Annotated in this window: 16 protein-coding genes and 1 pseudogene; 9 read left to right on the top strand and 8 right to left on the bottom strand. The window is 71.9% G+C overall.

Going from position 1 to position 21969, the window contains the following annotated elements; translation table 11 throughout:
* Positions 1-270: 270 nt before the first annotated feature.
* Positions 271-1323, top strand: a complete 1053-nt coding sequence (locus AMK26_RS33705; RefSeq protein WP_073759746.1) for a BTAD domain-containing putative transcriptional regulator — start codon at positions 271-273, stop codon at positions 1321-1323.
* A gap of 521 nt (positions 1324-1844) precedes the next feature.
* Positions 1845-3401 (top strand): pectate lyase family protein, encoded by a 1557-nt coding sequence (locus AMK26_RS33700; RefSeq protein ID WP_073759744.1) that lies wholly within the window; start codon positions 1845-1847, stop codon positions 3399-3401.
* On the opposite strand, the pseudogene ilvD reads toward AMK26_RS33700, so the two are convergent.
* From ilvD to AMK26_RS33670, 6 genes and pseudogenes are all read right to left on the bottom strand, one after another.
* Positions 3399-5234 (bottom strand): annotated as a pseudogene (gene ilvD / locus AMK26_RS33695) (dihydroxy-acid dehydratase); the annotation flags it as partial. The gene AMK26_RS33700 and the pseudogene ilvD overlap by 3 nt on opposite strands.
* A gap of 69 nt (positions 5235-5303) precedes the next feature.
* A complete protein-coding gene (locus AMK26_RS33690) occupies positions 5304-6680 on the bottom strand; it encodes a cystathionine beta-synthase (protein WP_107421107.1) in 1377 nt (458 codons plus the stop codon).
* Between the two features lie 26 nt (positions 6681-6706).
* Entirely contained in the window at positions 6707-8425 is a 1719-nt protein-coding gene (locus AMK26_RS33685; protein WP_073759742.1) for a thiamine pyrophosphate-dependent enzyme, read from the bottom strand.
* A gap of 41 nt (positions 8426-8466) precedes the next feature.
* The gene (locus AMK26_RS33680; protein ID WP_073759740.1) at positions 8467-9576 is read right to left on the bottom strand and encodes a Glu/Leu/Phe/Val dehydrogenase dimerization domain-containing protein; all 1110 of its coding nucleotides are present in this window, start codon (positions 9574-9576) and stop codon (positions 8467-8469) included.
* Positions 9577-9658: 82 nt separating this feature from the next.
* A complete protein-coding gene (locus AMK26_RS33675; RefSeq protein WP_073759738.1) occupies positions 9659-10615 on the bottom strand; it encodes a fatty acid desaturase family protein in 957 nt (318 codons plus the stop codon).
* A gap of 39 nt (positions 10616-10654) precedes the next feature.
* Positions 10655-11764 (bottom strand): amidinotransferase, encoded by a 1110-nt coding sequence (locus tag AMK26_RS33670; RefSeq protein ID WP_073759736.1) that lies wholly within the window; start codon positions 11762-11764, stop codon positions 10655-10657.
* 491 nt (positions 11765-12255) lie between these two features.
* On the opposite strand from AMK26_RS33670, the gene AMK26_RS33665 reads away from it, so the two are divergent.
* Positions 12256-13404, top strand: a complete 1149-nt coding sequence (locus AMK26_RS33665) for an NAD(P)/FAD-dependent oxidoreductase (RefSeq protein ID WP_073759734.1) — start codon at positions 12256-12258, stop codon at positions 13402-13404.
* A 92-nt stretch (positions 13405-13496) separates the two neighbouring features.
* Positions 13497-14426, top strand: a complete 930-nt coding sequence (locus tag AMK26_RS33660; protein WP_073759945.1) for a DMT family transporter — start codon at positions 13497-13499, stop codon at positions 14424-14426.
* Positions 14427-14541: 115 nt separating this feature from the next.
* Here AMK26_RS33660 and AMK26_RS33655 read toward each other — a convergent pair whose 3' ends face one another.
* Together AMK26_RS33655 and AMK26_RS33650 are read right to left on the bottom strand one after the other, a co-directional pair.
* Positions 14542-15531, bottom strand: coding sequence for an aldo/keto reductase (locus AMK26_RS33655; RefSeq protein WP_073759943.1), 990 nt, complete (start codon positions 15529-15531; stop codon positions 14542-14544).
* A 31-nt stretch (positions 15532-15562) separates the two neighbouring features.
* Complete coding sequence (locus tag AMK26_RS33650) at positions 15563-16306, bottom strand: 2OG-Fe dioxygenase family protein (protein ID WP_073759732.1); 744 nt, start codon at positions 16304-16306, stop codon at positions 15563-15565.
* Between the two features lie 430 nt (positions 16307-16736).
* Between AMK26_RS33650 and AMK26_RS33645 the strand changes: the two genes are divergently transcribed.
* From AMK26_RS33645 to AMK26_RS33625, 5 genes are all read left to right on the top strand, one after another.
* Positions 16737-17597, top strand: a complete 861-nt coding sequence (locus tag AMK26_RS33645; protein WP_198944234.1) for a hypothetical protein — start codon at positions 16737-16739, stop codon at positions 17595-17597.
* Between the two features lie 4 nt (positions 17598-17601).
* Complete coding sequence (locus tag AMK26_RS33640; protein WP_073759730.1) at positions 17602-18177, top strand: nitroreductase family protein; 576 nt, start codon at positions 17602-17604, stop codon at positions 18175-18177.
* Positions 18178-18277: 100 nt separating this feature from the next.
* Entirely contained in the window at positions 18278-19549 is a 1272-nt protein-coding gene (locus AMK26_RS33635; protein WP_073759728.1) for an aminotransferase class I/II-fold pyridoxal phosphate-dependent enzyme, read from the top strand.
* Positions 19550-19852: 303 nt separating this feature from the next.
* Positions 19853-20314, top strand: coding sequence for a nuclear transport factor 2 family protein (locus AMK26_RS33630; protein WP_073759726.1), 462 nt, complete (start codon positions 19853-19855; stop codon positions 20312-20314).
* A 201-nt stretch (positions 20315-20515) separates the two neighbouring features.
* Positions 20516-21877 (top strand): carbohydrate-binding protein, encoded by a 1362-nt coding sequence (locus AMK26_RS33625; RefSeq protein ID WP_073759724.1) that lies wholly within the window; start codon positions 20516-20518, stop codon positions 21875-21877.
* The last annotated feature ends 92 nt before the right edge of the window (positions 21878-21969 follow it).

The raw sequence follows: 21969 nt of genomic DNA, 5'->3' as shown, positions 1-21969 counted from the left end.
GTACCCCGGCCGTCGCCGGTGGGGCGGTGGTCGCCCCAGCGGTCCGGCGGGTTCACGCCGTCATGCCTTTCCGCGGGCCCCGTCGGTGCCTGCTTCTCTCCTCGGGGCGTGGCGCCCCGCGCCGCCGCCGTCACTCGACCACCTTTGACCGGAGCGCCGGCCTCCGCATGACCTGCGAGCGTCGGCCCCCGGACACGCCTGCCGCCCCCCACCTACGTGACAGTCGCAGTGTCCCCCTTCGCAATCACTGATCGTGTTCCTGGAGGCTTCATGAATGGTCACCAGACCCAACGAGAACTGGCCTATCTGGTGCAGGACTTCCGGCAGCGCGCCGGTCTGACGCAGGACGAGCTGGCAGCACGGGCGAGGATCAGCCTCGGTGGGCTGCGGGACATCGAGCAGCAGCGGGTCGTCCGTCCCCGTGGCGGCACCCTGCGGCGGCTCGCGGCCGCGCTGGACCTGTCGCCCGTGGAGCGGCAGGAGCTGCTCCGGGTCGGGCGGCAAGGGCCGGTGCTCGCCCAGGACTTAAGACTGCAGATACTGGGACCGCTCTCGGTCCTGGTGGACGGCGCTCCCGTGGAGCTGCGCTCGGAGAGACAGCGCACGCTGCTCGGACTGCTCGCGCTGTCCCCGGGGGTGCCGGTGCGGGGCGATGCCCTGGTCGACGCCATCTGGGGTGCCCAGCCGCCGCGCACCATCGTCGAGTTGGTCCGTACCCAGGTGTCCCGGCTGCGGCAGCGGATCCAGCCGAAGGGCACGGCGTCGAGCGTGCTGATCGCGACGGGTGGCGGGTACGAGCTGCGCGTCAATGACGACCAGCTCGACATCCTGGCCTTCGGCAGGCTGGTGGAGTACGCCCGGCGTGAGTGCGCCGCCGGGCGACTCGAGGCGGCGATCGGTTTCTACCAGCAGGCGCTGGGCCTGTGGCGAGGGGAGCCGCTCGCCGACCTCCCGGGGCTGCACATGCACGCGGCGCGGGCGGCCCTGGTGCGCCAGCTGGAGACCGTGCTGCTGGAGTACGCAGACGTCGCGGCCCGGGTCGGCCGGTACGAGCAACTCCTCACGCCGCTGCACCGGTTCGTGGCGGCGAACCCCCTGCACGAGTCGGCGCATGCCCGCCTCATGACGGTGCTGGCGGGCGTCGGGCAGCGTGCGGTCGCGCTGGAGTTGTTCGAGACCCTGCGCCGGCGCCTGGCGGACGAACTCGGTGTCGATCCCGGCGCCGAGGTGCAGATCACGCACCAGGGAATCCTGCGTGGCGACTCCTTGTGGAGTACGCCATGCGTGGGCCCCGTCGCGGCAGTGGGCGCCGGGATGCCCTGAGACCGTGGGGAACACGCTGGTCAAGCCATTCGTACGGAGCCCGAGCCGATGGTGGACCCGGTCGGCGAGGGCGAGGGCGGGAACGGGGGCGGGGACGGAGACGGGGACGGCCGGTCGCCTTGCTGCCGCGTCCGCGCAGGGGGGCCCGGTGGCGGCGGGAGTCGTATGCCGTGCCGGCCCGCACCCGGTCCGGGCGCCCGCGGGGCCGCCCTCATCCCCGGCCGGGGCACCCGGATCGGCTCCAGGGCCGGCCTGAGGCTCTTCGTGCTCGCACAGCCCGCCGCGTACAGGTAGCTGAACGAGGGTCAGAAGTATGTCCAATGCGGCGACTTCGACCGATCGTCATCCATGTTTCTGAACCAGCCGATGCGCGAAGCCTTGCCACTCCCGGGGCGGGCTCCTATCGTCGCGGCCAGAAAGCGCTTTCCCGAGTCATCCGCCGTCGCCCGGCCGAGCCGACGGTGGCGAACGGCGCCGCCATTGCCGGACCACCGGCAGGCGAAGACGAGAGGGCAGCCATCATGAGACGAACAGCCGGACTACGACTCTGTACGGCGCTGGCCACCGTGGCCCTGGCGGGTACCGCGGTCGCGGTCCTGCCGATACCGGAAGCGTCGGCAGCAGCCGCCGGCGCCACCGGCTACGCGACCCAGAACGGCGGGACCACCGGCGGAGCGGGCGGGCAGACGGTACGGGCGACCACGGGGACCGCGATCCACGCGGCACTGTGCGGCCGGGCCAGCAGCAGCACCCCCATCACCATCCAGGTGGAGGGGACGATCAACCACGGCAACACCACCAAGGTGTCGGGCGGCAGTTGCAGCACCGCCGACGGCGTGATCGAACTCAAGCAGATCAGCAACGTCACCATCGTCGGGGTCGGCGGCGGAGCCGTCTTCGACCAGTTGGGCATCCACATTCGCGACTCCCGCAACATCATCATCCAGAACGTGACGGTACGGAACGTCAAGAAGTCGGGTTCCCCCACGTCCAACGGCGGTGACGCCATCGGCATGGAGAGCAACGTACGCAACGTCTGGGTCGATCACGTCACCCTGGAGGCGTCGGGCGGCGAGTCGGAGGGCTACGACGGCCTCTTCGACATGAAGGACAACACCCAGTACGTCACCCTGTCCTACAGCACCCTGCGCAACTCCGGCCGTGGCGGCCTGATCGGCTCCAGCGAGACCGACACCTCCAACGGCTACGTCACCTTCCACCACAACCTGTACGAGAACATCGACTCCCGTGCACCGCTGCTGCGCGGAGGCATCGCCCACATCTACAACAACCACTACAAGAGCCTCAACGACTCGGGCATCAACTCCCGGGCCGGGGCGCGCGCCAAGGTGGACAACAACTACTTCGAGGACTCCAAGGACGTCCTTGGAACCTTCTATACCGACGCGGCCGGCTACTGGCAGGTCGGCGGCAACATCTTCGACAACGTGACCTGGTCCGCCCGCGACAGCGACCACAACCCCGCCGGGCCCAACCCGCAGTCCACCACCACCGTCGGCATCCCGTACGCCTACGCCCTGGACGCCGCCGGCTGCGTCCCGGACGTCGTGAGCCGTACGGCAGGCGCCAACAAGGGGCTACAGGTGTCGGACGGCAACTGCTCACCCCAGACGCCGGACCCGACCCCGACCCCGACGCCGACCCCCACCACGCCCACCCCGACCCCGACCCCGACGCCCACCCAGCCCAGCGGCACCAACCTCAGCATCGGGGCCGGCTCCGACGGTTCCAGCAAGGCCGACGGCACCAGCTACGGCAACGTGCGGGACGGCAACCTGAGCACCTACTGGTCGCCGACCGGCTCGACCGGTTACGTCTCGATCAAGTGGGGTTCCCCCACCGCGGTGTCCCGCGTCGGTATCCGGGAGGCGGCCGGCTCCGAGGGCAGCATCGGCTCCTGGAGGCTCGTCAACGGCGACACCGGTACCGTCCTGGCCTCCGGCAGCGGAGCGGGCGTCATCTCCTTCGCGAGGACCTCACTTCAGAAGATCACCTTCGAGATCACCAGCTCCACCCGCACACCGAAGGTCGCCGAGTACGAGACCTACGCCGGGTAGCAGCTGGGACACATCGCGAGCGGCCCCCGTCGAGGCGGACGTGGTGAGCGCGGCGTACGCGGCCAGTGCGGCGGTGACGGGACGGTTCTCACGGCCGTGGGGACGGAAAGCCCCCCGCTCGGCGATCAGACGGTCCTTCCGGGCCGCTAGCTCCGTCGCACCGACCGCGAGGCGGATGGAGCGTGCGGGGATGTCGATCTCGATGAGATCACCGTTCTCCACCAGCGCCAGAGGACCTCCCTCGGCCGCCTCGGGGGAGAGGTGGCCGACGGACAGGCCCGACGTCGCGCCGGAGAACCGGCCGTCGGTGATCAGGGCGCAGCTGCGCCCCAGTCCCTTGCCCTTGAGGAAGCTGGTGGGGTGCAGCATCTCCTGCATACCGGGGCCGCCCTTGGGACCCTCGTACCGGATGACCACCGCGTCACCCGGCCGTACGCCCCCGCCCAGGATCGCTTCGACGGCGTCCTCCTGGGACTCGAACACGACGGCCGGGCCGCGGAACGTCCACAGGGACGGCTCCACACCCGCGGTCTTGACCACGCAGCCGTCCGGGGCGAGGTTGCCGCGCAGCACGGCCAGGCCGCCGTCGGCGGTGTAGGCGTGCTCGACGTCGCGGACGCAGCCGGAGGCGCGGTCGAGGTCGAGGGAGGGCCAGCGGGCGTCCTGCCCGAACGCCGCCACGGTCCGGGTGCCGCCCGGAGCCGCCCGCCACAGCTCCAACGCCTGGGGCGTCGCCTCCGGTGACAGGGGATCCCAGGTGCGGACGACGGTGCCGAGGGACTCGCCGAGCACCGTGCCCGTGTCCGGACGAAGCAGCCCGGCGCGCTCCAGGACGCCCAGGATGCCCGGTACGCCGCCGGCCCGGTGCACGTCCTCGACGTAGTAGGCGTTCGTGGCCGGGGCGACCTTGCACACCCAGGGAACCTGCCGGGAGATGGCGTCGATGTCGTCGAGCCCGAAGCGCACGCCCGCCTCCCGTGCGGCGGCGAGCAGGTGCAGGATCGTGTTGGTGGAGCCGCCCATCGCGATGTCCAGGGTCATCGCGTTGGCGAACGCGTCATGGGTGGCGATGCCACGGGGCAGCACCGATTCGTCCCCGTGCTCGTAGTACCTCCGGGCGAGCGCGACGATCCGCGACCCGGCCTGGACGAACAGGTCGCGCCGGCCGCGGTGGGTGGCCAGCAGGGTGCCGTTGCCGGGCAGGGCGAGGCCGATGGCCTCGGTGAGGCAGTTCATCGAGTTGGCGGTGAACATGCCCGCGCAGGAGCCGCAGGTGGGGCAGGCGCTCTCCTCGATCTGCCGCAGCCGGTCGGCGGAGACGGCCGGGTCGGCGGCGGCGACCATCGGCGCGACGGTGTCCAGGCGGTCACCGCCCGAACGGCCGGCCTCCATCGGGCCGCCGGAGACGAACACGGTGGGGATGTTCAGCCGCAGCGCGGCCAGCAGCATCCCCGGGGTGATCTTGTCGCAGTTGGAGACGCAGACCAGGGCGTCCGCGCAGTGCGCGTTGACCATGTACTCCACCGAGTCCGCGATCATCTCCCGGGACGGCAGGGAGTACAGCATGCCGCTGTGGCCCATCGCGATACCGTCGTCGACCGCGATGGTGTGGAACTCCCGTGCCACACCGCCCGCTTCGTACACGGCGCCCGCGACGATGTCACCGACGTCCCGCAGGTGGGTGTGGCCGGGGACGAACTGGGTGTAGCTGTTGGCCACCGCCACGATCGGCTTGCCGAAGTCCTGCGAGGTCATGCCGGTGGCGCGCCACAGTGCTCGGGCGCCTGCCATGGCGCGGCCATGGGTGACGGTACGGGATCGAAGGTGTGGCACGGGCGCTCCAGACGAGGGGTGGCGGGGCGGGGCGGGGCGGAGGGCACGGCCCGCCCCGCCCCGCCGCCGTCAACCGCGGGAGGTGTGGGAGAAGTAGGTGAGCATGTCCGATCGGGTCACCACCGTGCTCGGCCGGCCGTCGGCCAGCACCAGCACGGCGGGGTGCTGCTCCAGGAGCCGTGTGGCGTGTACCGCCAGCTGTCCGATGCCGATGGTCGGCAGCCGCGGGCCCATCAGCTCCGTCACCGGCCTGTCCAGCACCGAGCGGTCCTGGTGGGCGCCGGCCATCAGCTCCAGTTCGTGCACGGCACCGACCACTTCGGCCGTCGCGAACGGAGGCTCGTTCTTGCAGACGGGCAGCTGGCTCACCGCCTCCCGCTGCATGACCGCGATGGCGTCCCGCACGGTGTGCGCCGGGTTGACGTACAGCAGCGGGGAGCGGTCCGGGCGGTGGGCCAGCACCTCGGCGAGGGTGGGACCGTCCGACTCGCCGAGGAAGCCGTGCGTGGCCATCCACGTGTCGTTGAACACCCGGGACAAGTAGCCCCGGCCGGAGTCGGGGTTCAGCACCACGATCACGTCGTCGGGGCCGCAGCGCCGGGCCACCTGGAGCGCGGCCGCCACCGCCATGCCGCCGGAGCCACCGGTCAGGATCCCCTCGGTACGCGATATCCGGCGGGCCATGAGGAAGCTGTCCCGGTCGGAGACCTCGATCACCTCGTCGATCAGCGACGGATCCCAGGCCGCGGGGAAGAAGTCCTCGCCCACCCCCTCGACCAGGTACGGACGGCCCGATCCGCCGCTGTAGACCGAGCCCCGCGGGTCGGCCGCGACGATGCGTACGTCCGGGTTCTGCGCCTTGAGGTAGCGGGCGGTTCCGGTGAGCGTGCCGCAGGTCCCCGCTCCGGCGACGAAGTGGGTCACCCGGCCGTCGGTCTGCCGCCAGATCTCCGGGCCGGTGGTCAGGGTGTGCGCCTGCGGGTTGGCCGGGTTGGCGTACTGGTTGGGACGGTACGCGCCGGGGATCTCCGTCACCAGGCGTTCGGCCGTGGAGTAGTAGCTGTCGGGGTGGTCGGGCGGTACGGCGACGGGGCACACCACGACCTCGGCACCGTAGGCACGCAGCAGGTCGACCTTCTCGGGGGAGACCTTGTCGGTGACGACGAAGACGCACCGGTAACCGCGCTGGGCCGCCACGATCGCCAGGCCCACGCCGGTGTTGCCCGAGGTCGGTTCGACGATCGTGCCGCCGGGCCGGAGCAGACCGTCCGCCTCCGCCCGCAGCACCATCTCCAGGGCCGGGCGGTCCTTCGCGGAACCCCCCGGGTTGGCGGCCTCCAGCTTCATGGCCAGGAGCGAGGTAAGCCCGTACTCCTCGCTCATCCGCTTCAGCCGCACCAGCGGGGTGTCGCCGATCAGGTCGAGCACCGAGTCCGCGATGGCCAGACCGCCGGCCGTGGACGGCGGGACACTCATGGTGTGGGACACGGCGTGTCCTTCCCGCGCGCCGGAGCCGGACCGGTCGCGCCCGGCATGTCGAAGTTGGCGTGGGCCGCCAGGGGGCTGATGGGTACGTGCAGCAGGTAGCCGCGGTCACTGGCCAGCGCCCGCCGGAGCGCGGGAAGCACCTCGGCCTCGGTGGTCACGCGCTCCGCCGGGACGCCGAACGCCTGTGCCCAGAGCGTGAAGTCCGGGCTCACGAGTTCGGCGGCGACATCCGTGCCGGGGAAGGCGCGGGCGCCCTGGGTGCGGATGGCCCCGTACCCGGAGTTGTCCGCGACGATCACGACGGGCCCGCGGCCGGCCGGGTGGGGGACGGCGAGCTCGTTGCCGGTCATCAGGACGCCGCCGTCGCCGACGAGGGCGACCACGGTCCGCTCCGGATGGCGCCGTACCGCGGCCACGGCGCCCGGAACGCCGAAGCCCATGGCCCCGTCCGCCACCGCGAGGAGGCGCTGTTGGGCGCGCACCTTCAGATAGCGGTGGACCCAGCTGCCGAAGTTGCCCGCGTCCAGGCAGACGAGGGCGTCGTCCGGGAGCAGGGTGTCCAGCGCGGCGACGACATGGGTGAAGTCCAGACCGTCCGCGTACCGCCGCGGAGCCGGTTCGCTCAGCCGGGTCTCCAGGGCGCGCCAGTCCTCTGCCCAGGCCCGCCGCTGCGGTGAGGCGGCCCAGTCCGCGCCGCCCAGCAGGGTGAGGACCCGGCGCGGGTCGGCGGCCAGCCGCTCTCCGGGACCCGCGGGTTCCGGATGAACCGTCATCAGGGGCTGGTCGCTGTACCACCGCATGAGATGGACCTCCCAGGGCAACTCGCCCAGGAAGAGCACCAGATCGGCCTCTTCGAGCCGGGCCCGGGTCTCGGGATGGGTGCCCTGGTGCACGTCGCCGGCATAGCCGGGCGCGGCATTGTCCATCAGGTCCTGCTGTTTGTTGCCGAGCAGCACGGGGACCAGAGCCTGCCGCGCGAAGCGGTCGAGGGCCTCACCGGGGCCGGTGCCGTCCTCGCTCCGCAGGAGCCGCCCCGCCACCACGACCGGGCGTTCGGCTGCCAGCAGGGCCTCGCGGACCCGCTCGGCCACGGCGCGGTCGGCCTCGTCGTCCGTCCGGGGCGCCGGGGACAGGCGACTCGAAGGGACGTCCGAGGGACCGTCCGCCGCGGGGACCTCCTCCTCCCAGACGTCCTGCGGAACGGAGAACACCACGGTGGCCGGGAGCGGGGCACGCAGCAGCTCGGCCGCCTCGGCCAGCAGCTTGGGCAGTTGCGGCCCGCCGGTGATGGTGATCACATGCGCGAGGCCGCCCAGTTGGGCCTCGGGGTCGAGGGACTGGTATCCCGTACGCCGGTCCTGGTCGCGGCGCGAGGTTCCCACCACGACCAGGATGGGGGTGCGGTCGCAGCGGGTGACGTCCAGCGCGATGCCCAGGTTCGCCGCACCGGGGGAGCGGTTGACGGCGACCACCGCCGGCCGCCCGGTCAGCCAGGAGTCGGCCAGGGCCGCGAAGCCCGCACCCGACTCGTGGCGCATGGGGACCAGGTCCACGCCCATTTCTCCGGCGAGGCTGACCAGGGGCAGCACCGCCTCGCCGGGGACGGTGAAGATCCGGTCGCAGTCCAAGGTGTCGTGTACGAAGTCGGCCAGGGCCTGCGCGACCGTGCGGCCGGGCGGTGTGCCGTCAGCGGACGATGTCATGTCATCTCCTTCGACAGGGGGTTGTCGGGGTCGGCGCGGGGTCAGACGGTGGCGGTCCGCCGGGCCGTCAGCAGGGTGGCGACCGGGTCCGGTGCGCCGCCCGCCATGACCTCCAGGACCTCGCGCGTGTTGCGCTCCACTCGCTCCTGGACCCAGTCGAAGACCCAGGCGGCCATCTGGTCGCGGGGCAGGTCGAAGGGGACCGTCCCGGTGAGGGCGCAGCCCCCGGCGGCCGCACCGCCCACGTTCGCCACGACGTCCGGGATGACGACGACGCCCTGGGCGGCCAGGGCGTCCTTCGCCTCCGGCGAGCAGCACAGGTTGCCGCCCTCGACGATGAGCGCGGCGCGCACCTGGGCCGCGTTGCCCGCGTGGACGGCGTTCATGTTCGCCGCGAGTACGAGGACGTCGGCGTCGACGTCCAGCCAGGCGTCGGCACCGTTCGCGATGGTGACGGAGTCGGGCAGGAGAGCGCGGTCGACGGTGCCGGCCGGGTCCGTCGCCTTGATCAACCCGTCGACGGGCAGGCCGTCGGGGCAGCTGACCGTTCCCTGGACGTCGGCCACGCCGACGATGCGGTGACCGTGCCGTTCGAGGTACTTGGCGACACCCCGTCCCACGGCGCCGAACCCCTGGATCACCACACGCCGGGAGGCGGGACCGGGCATTCCCGCCACCGCGGTCAGGGTGGCGACACCGACGCCGTGGCCCGTGATGTCCACGAGCGGTTCCCAGTACGTGCCCCAGTCCATCGGCAGCCGGGCGCAGCGGGTGAGCCTGCGCACGTCGTAGTCGGCGGCGTCGTAGAAGGCCGCCCGGTCGGCCTGGTTGATCCCGAGGTCGCAGCCGAGGTGGACGCCACCGTGGAGCAGTGGCGCCACCGTCCGGCCGAAGTGTTCGAGGGCGTGCTCCCGCGGCTTGCCGGTCGCGACGATACCGGCCTTGGCTCCCCCGATGGGCAGGCCCACCAGGCTCAGCTTGGCGGTCATTCCTTTGGCGAGCGCGCGGACCTCGTCCTCGGTGACGGTGGCCGTCATCCGGGTTCCGCCCATGGCCATGGACTCCACCAGCGAGTCCACGACCACCCAGCCCTGCACGGGGGCGTCCGCACCGTTCAGGGTCACACTGAGGGCAGGCTTCTTGTCGAGCATCACACCATGGCCTTTCGGTCGAAGGAGGGCGCGACCGGACGTACTGCGTCCAAGGCCCGGTCGCGTGGGATGGTGCGGTGGATCAGGAACGCCGGCCGTCGTCGGCGGTCCGGTGCAGCAGGGGACGGTCCCGGTGCAGGAAGCCGAGCATCGCCGGTACGGGGCTGATGATCCGCGGTCCCGTCTCGGCGGTCTCCAGCCGCCGTTGGTACACCGCGGGCAGCTGCGACCAGTGGGTGGCGGGGCTGAGGTGGTGTTCCTGGTGGTAGCCGTCGTTGAAGGTGAGCAGGTTGTACAGGCGGCCGTAGTGGCTCACCGCGTCCGCCGTCCGCCGGCTGGGGTCGGCGCCGTAATGCCGGTAGTAGTTCTGCACGTTGACCAGCACGAGGGCCGTGAAGAACGCCGGCAGGTAGCAGAACACCGTCCACTGCCACGACAGCACCGCGAATCCGGCCAGGGCCAGGCAGTGCGCGGCGCGGTCGGCCTGCACCTGGCGCAGCTCCACGGTGCGCCGCGGCTCCCTGCGGGCTGCCAGCTCCAGCAGCTTCCGCTCGGCCGAGCCGACGCGCCACAGCCGGGTCACGGCGAACATCTCCTTGCCACGGTCCAGGAACGTGTCGCGCGCCCCGCTGAGGATGTAGCGCGACAGCGGAGCGTGATCGCCGTCCTGTCCGTCGCGGTAGGTCGAGCTGGTGTCCCGGGTCGTGCCGTCCGGGCCGATGGGATCGTTGTTGAACCGGTGGTGGTTGCGCACATGGCTCAACTCGTAGGCCTGCGCCGACTGTCCGATGCAGATCGAGTTCACGACCGACGCGACGGCGTTGAGCCGGGCCGAGGTGAACCACGGCACGTGAGTGAACAGGTGCGACACCACGATGATGTTGTAGGCGGTCATCACGGTGACGAGAGCCGCCTGGCCCAGCCAGCCGGCGACGGAGAAGCCCGACCACCGGGTGGCGAGCCAGATCATCAGCGTCAGTTGCGTGACGCTGAACCCGAACAGCAGGGCATCCTTCGGGCTGTGCTTCCACAAGGGCATCGTGCGCCGTCCTCCTTTCCGCAGAGCCTTGGCGGCCGGTCAGATGTAGGACTGGAGGGTGCCCCGGCGGCGGACGTCGAGGGTGGCGCAGTGGAAGGAGCCACCGAAGCTGTTGAAGTTGCGGAAGTTGCACGGGATGGGCGTGAGCCCGAACTTCTTCAGGGCGCTGATCATGGGCTCGTCCTGGGCCTCGACGACGACCCGGGTCTCGTCCAGCATCAGCAGGTTCATGTTGATCCACTTGCTGGTCATGTACAGCGGGTGGGCGTCGGGGATGACCGGAGCCGGCGCCTCCAGCACGTCCCATCCCTTGAACAGGTCCGGGACCTCGGGTACGCGCTCGGGGTTGATGAGCAGCTTGCCCGGGGCGAGCGGCATCAGCGTGGCGTCGATGTGCATCGGGTGGGAGTCGTCGAACTCCAGCACATGGATGCGGTATTCGTCACCGAGGTGCCGGCGCAGCCACTCGATGCCGAACGCGTTGGTCACATTGCTCATCTGGGCGATGATGTCCCTGCCGCAGCGGATGAAGTCGGCGGCGTCGAACGTCGGCTCGAACTCGGTCACCACCAGGTTCGCGGAACCGCCCGTGTGCTCGTCGGTCCAGTCCTGGTCGAACTGCGCGTCGGTGAGTTCGGGCTTGGGCCCGGCGCTCCACCGCGCACCGCCGTGGAAGTACTCCTTGAGCAGCGGACGGTAGGCGAGCGCTTCGTAGTAGCGCGACCGCCAGGCCATCGGGCACTCGATGATGTCCTCGCCGACCACCAGCAGCGTGTCACGCGGCATGGCCGCGTACATGCCGGTGCTGCTCCAGTCGAGCGTGCTGTACGTGGTGCGCTGCGCAATCGGCTCCGGGCGCCGTACACGCACCCCCTCGGCCTCCAGGATGTGGACGAACTCCTCGAGTTCGCGCCGGGCAGCGTCGACCTGCTCGGCCGGGAACGGCCGGCCCGCCCGCGTACGGAAGGTCTCGACCTGGTCCTCGGGCAGCACCGGCGGCAGCGCCATGTGCCAGGAGGGGAAGCTGGCTCCGTCCACGATGCCGACGATGACCTCCTCCAGCGGATCCCACTCGGTGTAGGAGCACACCGGGCCGGTACGCTGCCCGCTCTCCTTGGAGGCCAGTTCGCTCGTGTGCGCAACAGTCATGAGTCGTCTCCAGACATCGTCGGGGGAGAGGCCCTCGGTACGGGACCGGCGCCCGCCACGCGTCCATCGTGGCAACCTCCCGCGTCACTGCGATGGCACTCGCCGACGCCCGTCACAGGAGTAACAGCGCAGTTCAGAGCCGGTGCACCGGGCCGTCGGCGGGATTGGCACGGGCGTTCGCACCCGGCCGCACCCCGCGGTGCGAGGCCCGTGCCGGTCGCCGGCGCGACTCCACGCGGGCCGGCTTCGCGGTGCGCTGGGCGCGTACGGGGCCGGCTTCGCGGTGCGCGGGCGCGTACGGGGGCGGCTACGCCGGTGCGTGGACGCGTACCCGTACCGGGCCCACAGGCGGACCGTTGCCCGGAGGCTGTCCAGCACCTTTCCCGGGGCCGCCGGTGATCCGGCCGACCACGACCTGTCAGGCCGGACGCCCATCATCGGACATGGCCCCGGACCCGGGCGCACGCCACCAGCGAGAGGGAGAGCACACGGTGACACTTCCAGCGTCCGCGGACGTCGTGATAGTCGGCGGCGGCGTGATCGGTACGAGCATCGCCTTCCACCTGGCCGAAGCCGGCGTCCGGGACGTCGTCCTCCTCGAACGCGCCGAGCTCGGCTCGGGCTCCACCTCCAAGGCGGCGGGCGGGGTGCGCGCGCAGTTCTCCGACGCGCTCAACATCCAGCTCGGCGCACGGAGTCTGGAGGCCTACCGTGCCTTCGGCCACCGCCCCCGCCAGGAGATCGACCTGCGCTCGTCGGGATACCTGTTCCTGCTGTCACGCCCCGAGGACGTCGCGTCGTTCGAGGCGGGCGTCGCCCTGCAGAACTCGCTCGGCGTGCCCAGCCGGATGATCGACACGGCGGAGGCCCGGCGGCTGTCGCCCCTGATCGAGGAGGAAGGGCTCCTGGCCGGGGCGTACTCACCCGACGACGGCCACTGCACGCCCGAGTCCGTGGTCCTCGGGTACGCGACGGGCGCCCGCAGGCACGGCGCACACCTGGAGACGCACTGCGAGGTGCTCGGGATCGAGACCCTCGGCGGGGAGATCCGCGCCGTCCGGACGAGCCGTGGCGACATCGCCACCTCCACGGTCGTCTGCGCCGCCGGGGCGTGGTCGGCGGCCGTGGGGAACATGGTCGGAACGACGCTGCCGGTGGTGCCCTACCAGAGACAGATCGTCTTCACCGAGCCGTTCGCCCCCGATCTGCGGGTGCCCCTGACGATCGACTTCTCCTCCGCCTTCTACTTCCGGCGCGAGGGCCAGGGCTTCCTCCTCGGCATGTCGGACCCCGAAGAGCCGCCCGGTTTCCGGCTGAAGCCCTCCGAGGCCTGGCTGCCGCGGTTGACGGAGGCGATGGCCCGGCGGGTTCCCCCGCTGCTGGATGTCGGCCTCGCCGGGGGCTGGACCGGTTTCTACGAGATCACCCCGGACCACAACGCCCTCATCGGAGAGGCCGGCGACGTGGGCAGGTTCCTGTACGCCTGCGGCTTCTCGGGGCATGGCTTCCTCCAGGCCCCCGCGGTCGGTGAGGTCGTCCGGGACCTGGTGCTCGACCGGCGGCCGTTCGTCGACGTCACACCCCTGGACGCGGGCCGGTTCACCGGCGAGCGGCCGCGCGTCGAGGCCAACTACGTGTGAACACATGTGCGTTGGCGCCGGGGTACGGTGATCGCGGACCGGGGGCGCTCACCGCCGGTCCGCAGGACGAGCCGTAAAGAGGGAGGATGCGCATGCGGGGCGCTGACGTGGCTCGCTACGGGACCGTCGCGGTGGTCTGGGGCGTGTCGTTCGCCGTGCTGGCACGAGTGGAGCGGACCTTCGGCTGGGTGGGTGCGGTGACCTTCCGGGCACTGATCGCCGGCGCTGTCGTGGCCCTGGTCGCCGTGATGGGCAGACGCCGCCTCCACTTCACCGCCCACTGGTGGCCGTTCGCCGTCGTGGGTGCGACCACCGTCGCCGGCCAGCTGATCGGTGTCTCGTACGCCACTCCCCGCATCGGCTCGGCCATGGCCGCCATCTTCGTGGCGACGATTCCCCTGTTCTCCATGGTCATCGGCCATCTGTGGGGCCTGGAGCGGATGACGGTACGGGGCTGGGTCGGCCTGTCGCTCGGCATCGTGGGCATCGTGCTGCTCGTGGGCTTTCCGGACGCCCCGCTCACCGGCTCCTTCCTCCTCGGCTGCGTCGGCTCGCTCGTCGGGGCGCTCTCGGCCGCCTTCGGAAGCAACTACGCCAGGGCCCGGCTGCACGACGTCGGATCGTGGGAACTGACCGTCGGTTCCTTCTTCTTCGGCGGGGTGCTGACCCTCCCGCTGCTCTTCCTGGTGCCGGTGGCCGCCGCGCCCGGCTTCGCCGACTACGTGTACCTCCTGCTGCTGGGCGGAGTCATGAGCGGCGTGATGTACGTCCTGTACTTCCGGCTCGTCGCCGGCGTCGGAGCCACCCGGGCGCTCAGCGTCGAATTCGCGGTGACGGCCGTCGCGGTGGTCGTCGGCTCGGCCGTCCTGGACGAACGTCTGTCGTGGGTACAGCTCCTGGGCACGGCCGTGGTCGTCGGCAGCTGCTCGCTCGTGCTCGGGCTGCTCCCGGGCCGGACGCCCCGCCGGCCGCCCGCACGGGAGCGGCACCCCGAGCCGCGGCAGCCCTCCGAGGTCCCCTGACCCGGCACCCCGGCAACCGGCACCGTCACCGGACCCGGGCACCGCGCGGAGGCCACGGCACAGGCGGCGAACGCCGCCGTACACCGTGCCGTGGCCTCCTGCGTGTGCCGAGGACCTACCCGGCGGCTCGCTGGGTGCGCGGTACGGCGAAGGAGTGCCGGTCGCCCGACCAGGCGGACCGCGGGATCGCCGCCTCGATCTCCTGGACGTCCGACGGGGACAGGGACAGCTCGGCGGCCCCGACGTTCTCCATCAGCCGCTGCCCGTTGCGGGTACCCGGAATCGCCACGACGTCATCGCCCTGGGCGAGCAGCCAGGCCAGTGCCAGCTGCCCCGGCGTCACCCCGCGTGCGTCGGCCAGCTCCCGCAGGCGCCGCACCTGCGCGGCGTTGCGGGCCAGGTGCTCACCGTGGAAGCGCTGGTCGGGAAGCCGGTCGTCGTCCTCGGTCAGCGTCTCCAGGTTCAGCGCTCCGGTGAGGAAGCCACGGCCGAGCGGACTGAACGCGACCAGCCCGACGCCCAGTTTGCGGGCCAGCGGCACGATGTCGTCCTCGATCTCCCGCCACCAGAGCGACCATTCGTACTGCACCGCGCTGATGGGATGCACACCGACCGCGCGCGTCAACTCCTCCTCGTTGGTCTCGGACAGCCCGAGGTAGCGCACCTTGCCCTCGCCCACCAGCTCGGCCATCGCCCCGACGCTGTCCTCGATCGGCACCTCGGGATCGACGCGGTGCAGGTAGTACAGGTCGATGTAGTCGGTGCCCAGCCGCTTGAGCGATGCCTCGCAGTACCGGCGGATGTCCGCGGGCCGGGCCCCCAGCCGTGCCGGATCACCGCGCCGCTCCCGTACGATGCCGAACTTCGTCGCCACGGTGACCTCGGCCCGGCGGCCCTCGATCGCACGGCCCACCAGCTGCTCGTTGTGGCCGGCGCCGTAGCTCATGGACGTGTCGAGCAGCGTGACGCCGAGGTCCAGGGCACGCCGCAGCACGGCAAGGGACTCGTCGTCGTCGGCGGGACCGTAGTCCTGGGACATCCCCATGCAGCCGAGGCCTATGGGGGGCACGGTGAGGCCCTGGTCACCCAGTCGGCGTGAGGTCATGAGCACTCCCCTTCCTTGGTCGTCGTGCGGGTCATGCCAGCCGGCCGGGCAGCGCGGAGTAGTTCAGCACCAGGACGTCGCGGTGGGCCGGCTGCTCCTTGTCGACGGCCTCGATCGGGGTCACCGCGTGGTAGGTGCGCTGGTCGTCGTTGAGCAGCAGGTCACCGGGCTCGGACAGGGTGACGGTACGCAGCCGCTTGCCCGCCTCGTCGTACGTCGAGCTCTCCCCGCCGGTGATGTTGAGCCGGTCGACCAGCAGCGATCCGACGAAGGTCTCGCCGTCACGGTGGCGGCCCTCCGGCGCCGGCTTGCCGATGTCCGCGCCGGCGGTGATGCGCACCGGGTGCAGCTTGATCAGCCACCGCTGGGTGTCGTCGATCGTGGTGAAGACCTGGCCGAGCCAGACGAGCAGGCCCCGCAGCAGCGGATCCTCGGCGAACGCCGGCGTCAGGGGCTCGTAGACCCGGTCGACACCGCCGTTGAGCCGGTTGTAGTAACGCTCCTGCCGGTACGGCTCGTGGGGCAGCGCGGTGAGTTCGCCGGCGTGCGGGTCCAGCTCGAACCGTCCGTAACGGCGGGAGCGGTACGTACCGCCGTCCGCCATGAACGTGTCGAGGCAGAGGTCGTCCCAGTTCCGTGCGAAGCGGGCCCAGTCCTCGGGCCCGACGCCCAGGATGCCGGAGAGGGTGCTTCCGGCCACCAGGTGTTCACCGACGTCGGTCAGGGTCTGTATCACGTCGCGGGCATCGGCGTTGAGAACGATGTTGCCAGGCATGGCGATCCTTTCGGACGCGGGATGGGCGACGCATCGATGCTGACGGGTCCGGCTGACGGGGCGCGGGCACCTGATGGGCACTCGGACACCGGTGGTCGCCCTGGTAGACGCCGTGGCTGCGGCCGAGCAGTGGGTCCGCTACGGGGAAGGGGAGCCTCGCGGCCGTCTCCCGGGCGCGGGGCGCGTCGGGCGCCGGGAGAGCGTCGGCGCGCACAGGCCGCGGCACCGCGCGCAGACCGCGCGCAGACCGCGCGCAGACCGCGCGCAGTTCCGTACCAAGACCGTACCGTCCCCCGTGCCGCCCCGTGGCCGTGCCCCCGACGTGCGGTGTCGGACAGGGCGGGCGAGCAGCCGGACGTCGGCTCCCGACCGGGACCGCCGGTCATGATCGGAGGGACCTGGACGCAGCGCAGACCCACAGGGAGGAACCTTGATCGCCGAAACGGTCACCCCGCGGATCACGGGCGAGGCCCTGCCCGCGGACCGGTTCACGGTGTGCGAGACGCCGGGGCGGCTCGACACCGGCAAGGTGCTCGACGTCCTGCACGGCCGGCTGGCGGCCTACCGGGTGCCGGGCTTCGTCCCCGCCCGCCACTGCGAGGCCATCACCCGCAACTTCCGGCGATCTCCCGGGCGTACACCGCGACACGGCGAGGGCGCCGACGGGGTGGAGGCGTATCTGGTCGGCGCCTCGCACATCGACAAGGACACCGACGCGTACCTGGCGGACGTCGAGAGCACCGCCGACGCCGTGCGGGCGCTCTACCAGGACGCGGACGATCCCATCGAGACGCTGCTCGCCGCGCTCGTCGCGGAGGGCGCCGTGGCACGAGCCCGCCTCGCCGCCCACGGCGGCCGTTCCGCGGCCGGCTCCAAGGCGGTGTGCTGGAACAACACCGGCGAGTACCTCCTGCTGCCGCACGAGGACCTCGCCCAACTGAGCGACCCGCTGCAGACCGGGTTCGAGGTCCAGGACGTCCGCCGTGTCATGGCCGTGAACGTCTACCCCCACGTGCCCGGCGACACCGGGCAGCTGCGGATGTGGAACGTCGCTCCCGACGACGCCACGCGCGCGGAGCTCGGCCTCACGCACAGCGGCTATCCCTATCCTCCGGAACTCCTCGCGGACCACCCCAGCCTGGAGATCCCGGTGGAGACCGGGGACCTCTGTGTGATCAACGGGAACCTGGTGCACGCCGTCCTCGGCGGCGGGGCCGACACGCCCCGCGGCAGGCTGCTGCTCACCTGCTTCACCGGCCTGATCGGCGCCGACCTCGTCCGGTGGACGTGACGCCATGGACGTGATGACGGCCATCCTCACTCGGCGCAGCGTCCACACACTGCGCGCCCCGGCCCCCTCCGACGCCGAGTTCACCTATCTGCTCAAAGGCGCCGCGGCCGCCCCCGACCACGGCGGACTGCGACCCTGGCGCTGGATCATGCTGCGCGACACGGCCCTGGAGGAACTCGGTGCCCGCCTGGCGGCGGAGGCGGACCCCGGCTCCCGGCGCCGGGGTGCCGACACCACCGTGCCCCTCAAAGCGGTGCTCGTCTTCTCCCCCACCGCGGAACACAGGGTTCCGGAATGGGAGCAGCTGGCCGCGGCCAGTTCCGTCGCCTACGGCCTGATGCTGCTGCTCCATGCGCGGGGCTTCGGCAGCATCTGGCGCACCGGACGGCTGTGCGAGAGCCCCGGGGCCCGGGAGCTGCTGGGCGTCGGCCCGGGGGAACGGCTCCTGGGCGCTCTGGACATCGGCACCCCCGAGGCGTCGGTGCGGCCCGCCCGGCGGTCCCGTCCCGATGTGTCCGGCCGGGTGCAGCGCCTGCGCCCGCGCCGCGCGGCCGGGGCGGTGGGCGCGGCGGACGGGTGAGGCGGCCGGGTGCGGCTCGCCGGTGAGGTGCTCACCGCACCGGTTTGTATCCTCGGCAGGCGCCACCCGATCGAACGCGGTACCTGCGAGAGGACACACCATGACCACCGAGCTGAGCCCCGACGCGCTGACCGGGCTGCTCGAGCGCGCCCGCCAGGACTACCAGGACCTCGTGGGACGCGGGCTCTCGCTCGACCTCACCCGGGGCAAGCCGGCACCGGAGCAGCTCGACCTTTCCGAGGAGCTGCTGGCCCTGCCCGGCGGGCGGTACACCGCCGCCGACGGCACGGACGTACGGAACTACGGCGGGCTCCAGGGGCTGCCCGAGCTCCGGGAGATCTTCGCGGGGGTCCTCCAGGTGCCGGCCGGGCAACTGCTCGCGGCGGGGAACTCCAGCCTGGAGCTGATGCACGACTGCCTGGTCCACGCCCTGCTGAGCGCGGTCCCCGGCGCGGAGTCGCGCTGGGTGGACCAGGAACGGATCGCGTTCCTGTGCCCGGTGCCCGGCTACGACCGGCACTTCGCGCTCTGCGAGCGGTTCGGCATCGACATGATCCCGGTGCCGATGACCGCCGACGGCCCCGACATGGACGCCGTGGAGCGGCTTGTCGCCGACGACCCGGCGGTCAAGGGCATCTGGTGCGTACCGAAGTACAGCAACCCCGACGGTGTCTGCTACAGCGACGCGACCGTGGCGCGGCTGGCCTCGATGAGCACCGCCGCGCCCGACTTCCGGATCTTCTGGGACAACGCGTACGCCGTCCACCACCTCACCGACGAGCCCGTCGAGATCGCCGATCTGCTCGCCGCCTGCGACGGGGCCGGCAATCCCGACCGGGCGTTCGTGTTCGGCTCCACCTCGAAGATCACCGCGGCGGGCGCGGGCGTCGCCTTCTTCGGCTCGTCCCCCGCGAACCTGAAGTGGCTGCTGGCCAACAACGCCAAGCGGTCGATCGGCCCCGACAAGGTCAACCAGCTGCGGCACGTGATGTTCCTGCGGGACGCCGACGGGGTGGCGGCCCACATGGAGCGCCAGCGCGCCCTTCTCCAGCCCAAGTTCGAGGCGGTGGCGCGGATCCTGGACGCCGAGCTCGGCGGCACCGGCCTCGCCGCCTGGACCTCGCCCAAGGGCGGGTACTTCGTGACCCTCCAGGTGCCGGACGGCTGCGCCAAGGAGGTCGTACGCCGTGCCGCCGAGGCGGGCATCGTGCTGACCCCGGCCGGCGCCACGCACCCGTACGGCGACGACCCGCGCGACGCGGTCATCCGGATCGCGCCCAGCTACCCCGGTCTCGCGGAGCTGGAGCAGGCGATCGAGGGACTCGCCGTCTGCGTCCGGCTGGTCGGGTACGAGCAGCGGGCCGCCCGCTGAGCCGTACGCCACGGCCCGTGCCCGCGGGGCGCCGTCGGACCCGGCGGCGGTCCTGACGCGGTACGACGCCTGGCCGCCCGGCGCCGAGTCCTCCGCGCGGCGCGACGCCGAGGCGGCACGCCCACGGGAACCGGACGCGACCGGCGGGGCCCTGCCGCGCGCCGGCGGACGGCACGCGGCCGCGGTCCGGTCACGGCACGCGCCGCCTGGTGGCCGAGCAGGTCTCCAGCGGCGCTGCAGGCGCGGTCGGCAGCCTGGGGGCAGTCGCGCGGCCACGAGGGCGGCGTCTCGAGAGGAGTTGCCATGCCTCAGCCGGTCGGGACACTCCGGCACCAGGTCACCGGAGATGTCTACGCCGAGGTTCAGACGTTCTACGCCCAGCAGATGCGGCGGGTCGACGCCCTCGACATCGAGGGGTTCGCCGACACCTTCACCGACGACGGGGAAGTCGTGCACGCGGGCGGCCGGCGGCAGCGTGGCCGGGCGGAGATGATCGCCGGGATGCGGGCCGCCCTGCCGCGCTACCGGGACATCGCCGTGCGCCACTGGTTCGACCACCTGCTGATCGACACCGACCCGGCGGACGCGGACACGCTGCGGGTCTCGTACTACACGCTCGTCACGCAGACCGACCGGGACGGGAACGTCACCTTCCAGCCGACGTTCACCGTCGACGACGTCCTGGTCCGGGTCGACGGCCGGCTCCTCACGCGGTCGCGGGTCATCCACCAGGACACGCCGGTTACGCCGCCCGCCGGTTCCTGAGTACCCACCACGGCACCCCGCGTACGGATCCCGTACGCGGGGTGCGGTGACGTCCGGGTGGCGTTACGCCGCTTGGCGGGCGCCCATGTCTCCCATAAAGCCGAAGAAACGTTAATCCGACATGGTCGGACGTCCTTTCGGAAACACCTACGGTTCGGCACGTCTTCCCCGGAAGAGACCCCCGAACAGAGGTGACACCCGATGCTCCACAGACACGCCACAGCCGCGTGCGCCACCCTGACCGCCGTCGGCGCGCTCGTGCTGGCCGGCTCGCCCGGCGTGGTCGCCGCCGAGGCGCCCGCGCCGCCGTCCACCCCCTCGGTGGCCGGGACCCTCGGAGCCGACAAGCCGTCCCCCGCGCTGCTCGACGCCATGCAGCGCGACCTGGGCCTGACCCGTGAGCAGGCCGAGACCCGGCTGAGGAACGAGGCCGAGGCGGGCGCACGGGCCGGCCGCCTCCAGAACGACCTCGGCGACCGGTTCGCCGGGGCATGGGTGACCGGACCGGTCTCCGGCACCCTCACCGTCGCCACCACCAGCGCCGCCGACACCGCCGCCATCAAGGCGGGCGGCGCGGAGGCCAAGGTCGTCCGCCACACCCTCAAGCAGCTGGAGGCCGCCAAGGCCAAGCTGGACCAGGGCTCCGTCCGTACGAAGACCACCGACGCCCCCGTCTGGTACGTCGACCTCCGCACCAACAGCGTGACGCTGGAGGCCGCCAAGGCGTCCGCCGCCGACGTCTTCCTCACCGCCACCGGGGTCGACCGCACCCTCGTCCAGGTCAAGGCGACCACCGAACGGCCGCGCCCGCTGGCCGCGCACGACATCCGTGGTGGCGACGCCTACTACATCGGCAACAGCCGTTGCTCCGTCGGCTTCGCCGTCACCTCCGGCACCCAGCAGGGCTTCGCCACGGCCGGGCACTGCGGCCAGGCCGGCGCCGCGACCATGGGCCACAACAAGGTCGCCCAGGGCGCCTTCAAGGCGTCCACCTTCCCAGGCAAGGACATGGCCTGGGTGGGCGCCAACGGAGACTGGACGGCGACGGCGTACATCAAGGGGCAGGGCGAGCAGAACGTCGAGGTCGCCGGCTCGGCCGAGGCCCTCGTCGGCGCGTCGATCTGCCGGTCCGGCTCCACCACCGGTTGGCACTGCGGCACGATCGAGCAGCACAACACCAGCGTGTCGTACCTCCAGGGCACCGTGAAGGGCCTGACCCGCACCACGGTCTGCGCCGAGCCGGGCGACTCGGGCGGCCCGTACATCTCCGGCACCCAGGCGCAGGGCGTCACCTCCGGCGGCTCCGGGAACTGCAAGGACGGCGGCACCACCTTCCACCAGCCGGTCAACCCGATGCTCCAGGAGTACGGGCTGACGCTGAAGACCAACGCCACCGACCCGGGCGACTCCGGGAAGGCGGGCGGCACCTGGGCCGTGGGCAAGGTCTACCGCGTCGGTGACCAGGTCACGTACGGCGGGATCTCCTACCGGTGCCTCCAGTCGCACCAGGCCCAGTCCGGCTGGCGGCCCTCGGGCGCGCCGGGTCTGTGGCAGCGCGTCTGACCGGGGCGTCCGACCGGCGGCGTCCGACCAGGGCGTCCGACCGGCGGCGTCCGACCGGCGCCGCGCGAAGGTCCCGGGCCGGCCGCCGGTCC

Source organism: Streptomyces sp. CB03234 (genome assembly GCF_001905885.1).
Classification (GTDB): Bacteria; Actinomycetota; Actinomycetes; order Streptomycetales; family Streptomycetaceae; genus Streptomyces.
This window is presented reverse-complemented; position numbering and strand designations above follow the sequence as displayed.

What these genes read in the sequence shown, in the direction of transcription:
- AMK26_RS33630 (WP_073759726.1), top strand. Translation starts at nt 19,853, where the DNA reads ATGCCTCAGCCGGTCGGGACACTCCGGCACCAGGTCACCGGAGATGTC.
- AMK26_RS33660 (WP_073759945.1), top strand. Translation starts at nt 13,497, where the DNA reads ATGCGGGGCGCTGACGTGGCTCGCTACGGGACCGTCGCGGTGGTCTGG.
- AMK26_RS33625 (WP_073759724.1), top strand. Translation starts at nt 20,516, where the DNA reads ATGCTCCACAGACACGCCACAGCCGCGTGCGCCACCCTGACCGCCGTC.
- AMK26_RS33635 (WP_073759728.1), top strand. Translation starts at nt 18,278, where the DNA reads ATGACCACCGAGCTGAGCCCCGACGCGCTGACCGGGCTGCTCGAGCGC.
- AMK26_RS33640 (WP_073759730.1), top strand. Translation starts at nt 17,602, where the DNA reads ATGGACGTGATGACGGCCATCCTCACTCGGCGCAGCGTCCACACACTG.
- AMK26_RS33685 (WP_073759742.1), bottom strand. Translation starts at nt 8,425, where the DNA reads ATGACATCGTCCGCTGACGGCACACCGCCCGGCCGCACGGTCGCGCAG.
- AMK26_RS33650 (WP_073759732.1), bottom strand. Translation starts at nt 16,306, where the DNA reads ATGCCTGGCAACATCGTTCTCAACGCCGATGCCCGCGACGTGATACAG.
- AMK26_RS33700 (WP_073759744.1), top strand. Translation starts at nt 1,845, where the DNA reads ATGAGACGAACAGCCGGACTACGACTCTGTACGGCGCTGGCCACCGTG.
- AMK26_RS33705 (WP_073759746.1), top strand. Translation starts at nt 271, where the DNA reads ATGAATGGTCACCAGACCCAACGAGAACTGGCCTATCTGGTGCAGGAC.
- AMK26_RS33675 (WP_073759738.1), bottom strand. Translation starts at nt 10,615, where the DNA reads ATGCCCTTGTGGAAGCACAGCCCGAAGGATGCCCTGCTGTTCGGGTTC.
- AMK26_RS33670 (WP_073759736.1), bottom strand. Translation starts at nt 11,764, where the DNA reads ATGACTGTTGCGCACACGAGCGAACTGGCCTCCAAGGAGAGCGGGCAG.
- AMK26_RS33655 (WP_073759943.1), bottom strand. Translation starts at nt 15,531, where the DNA reads ATGACCTCACGCCGACTGGGTGACCAGGGCCTCACCGTGCCCCCCATA.
- AMK26_RS33680 (WP_073759740.1), bottom strand. Translation starts at nt 9,576, where the DNA reads ATGCTCGACAAGAAGCCTGCCCTCAGTGTGACCCTGAACGGTGCGGAC.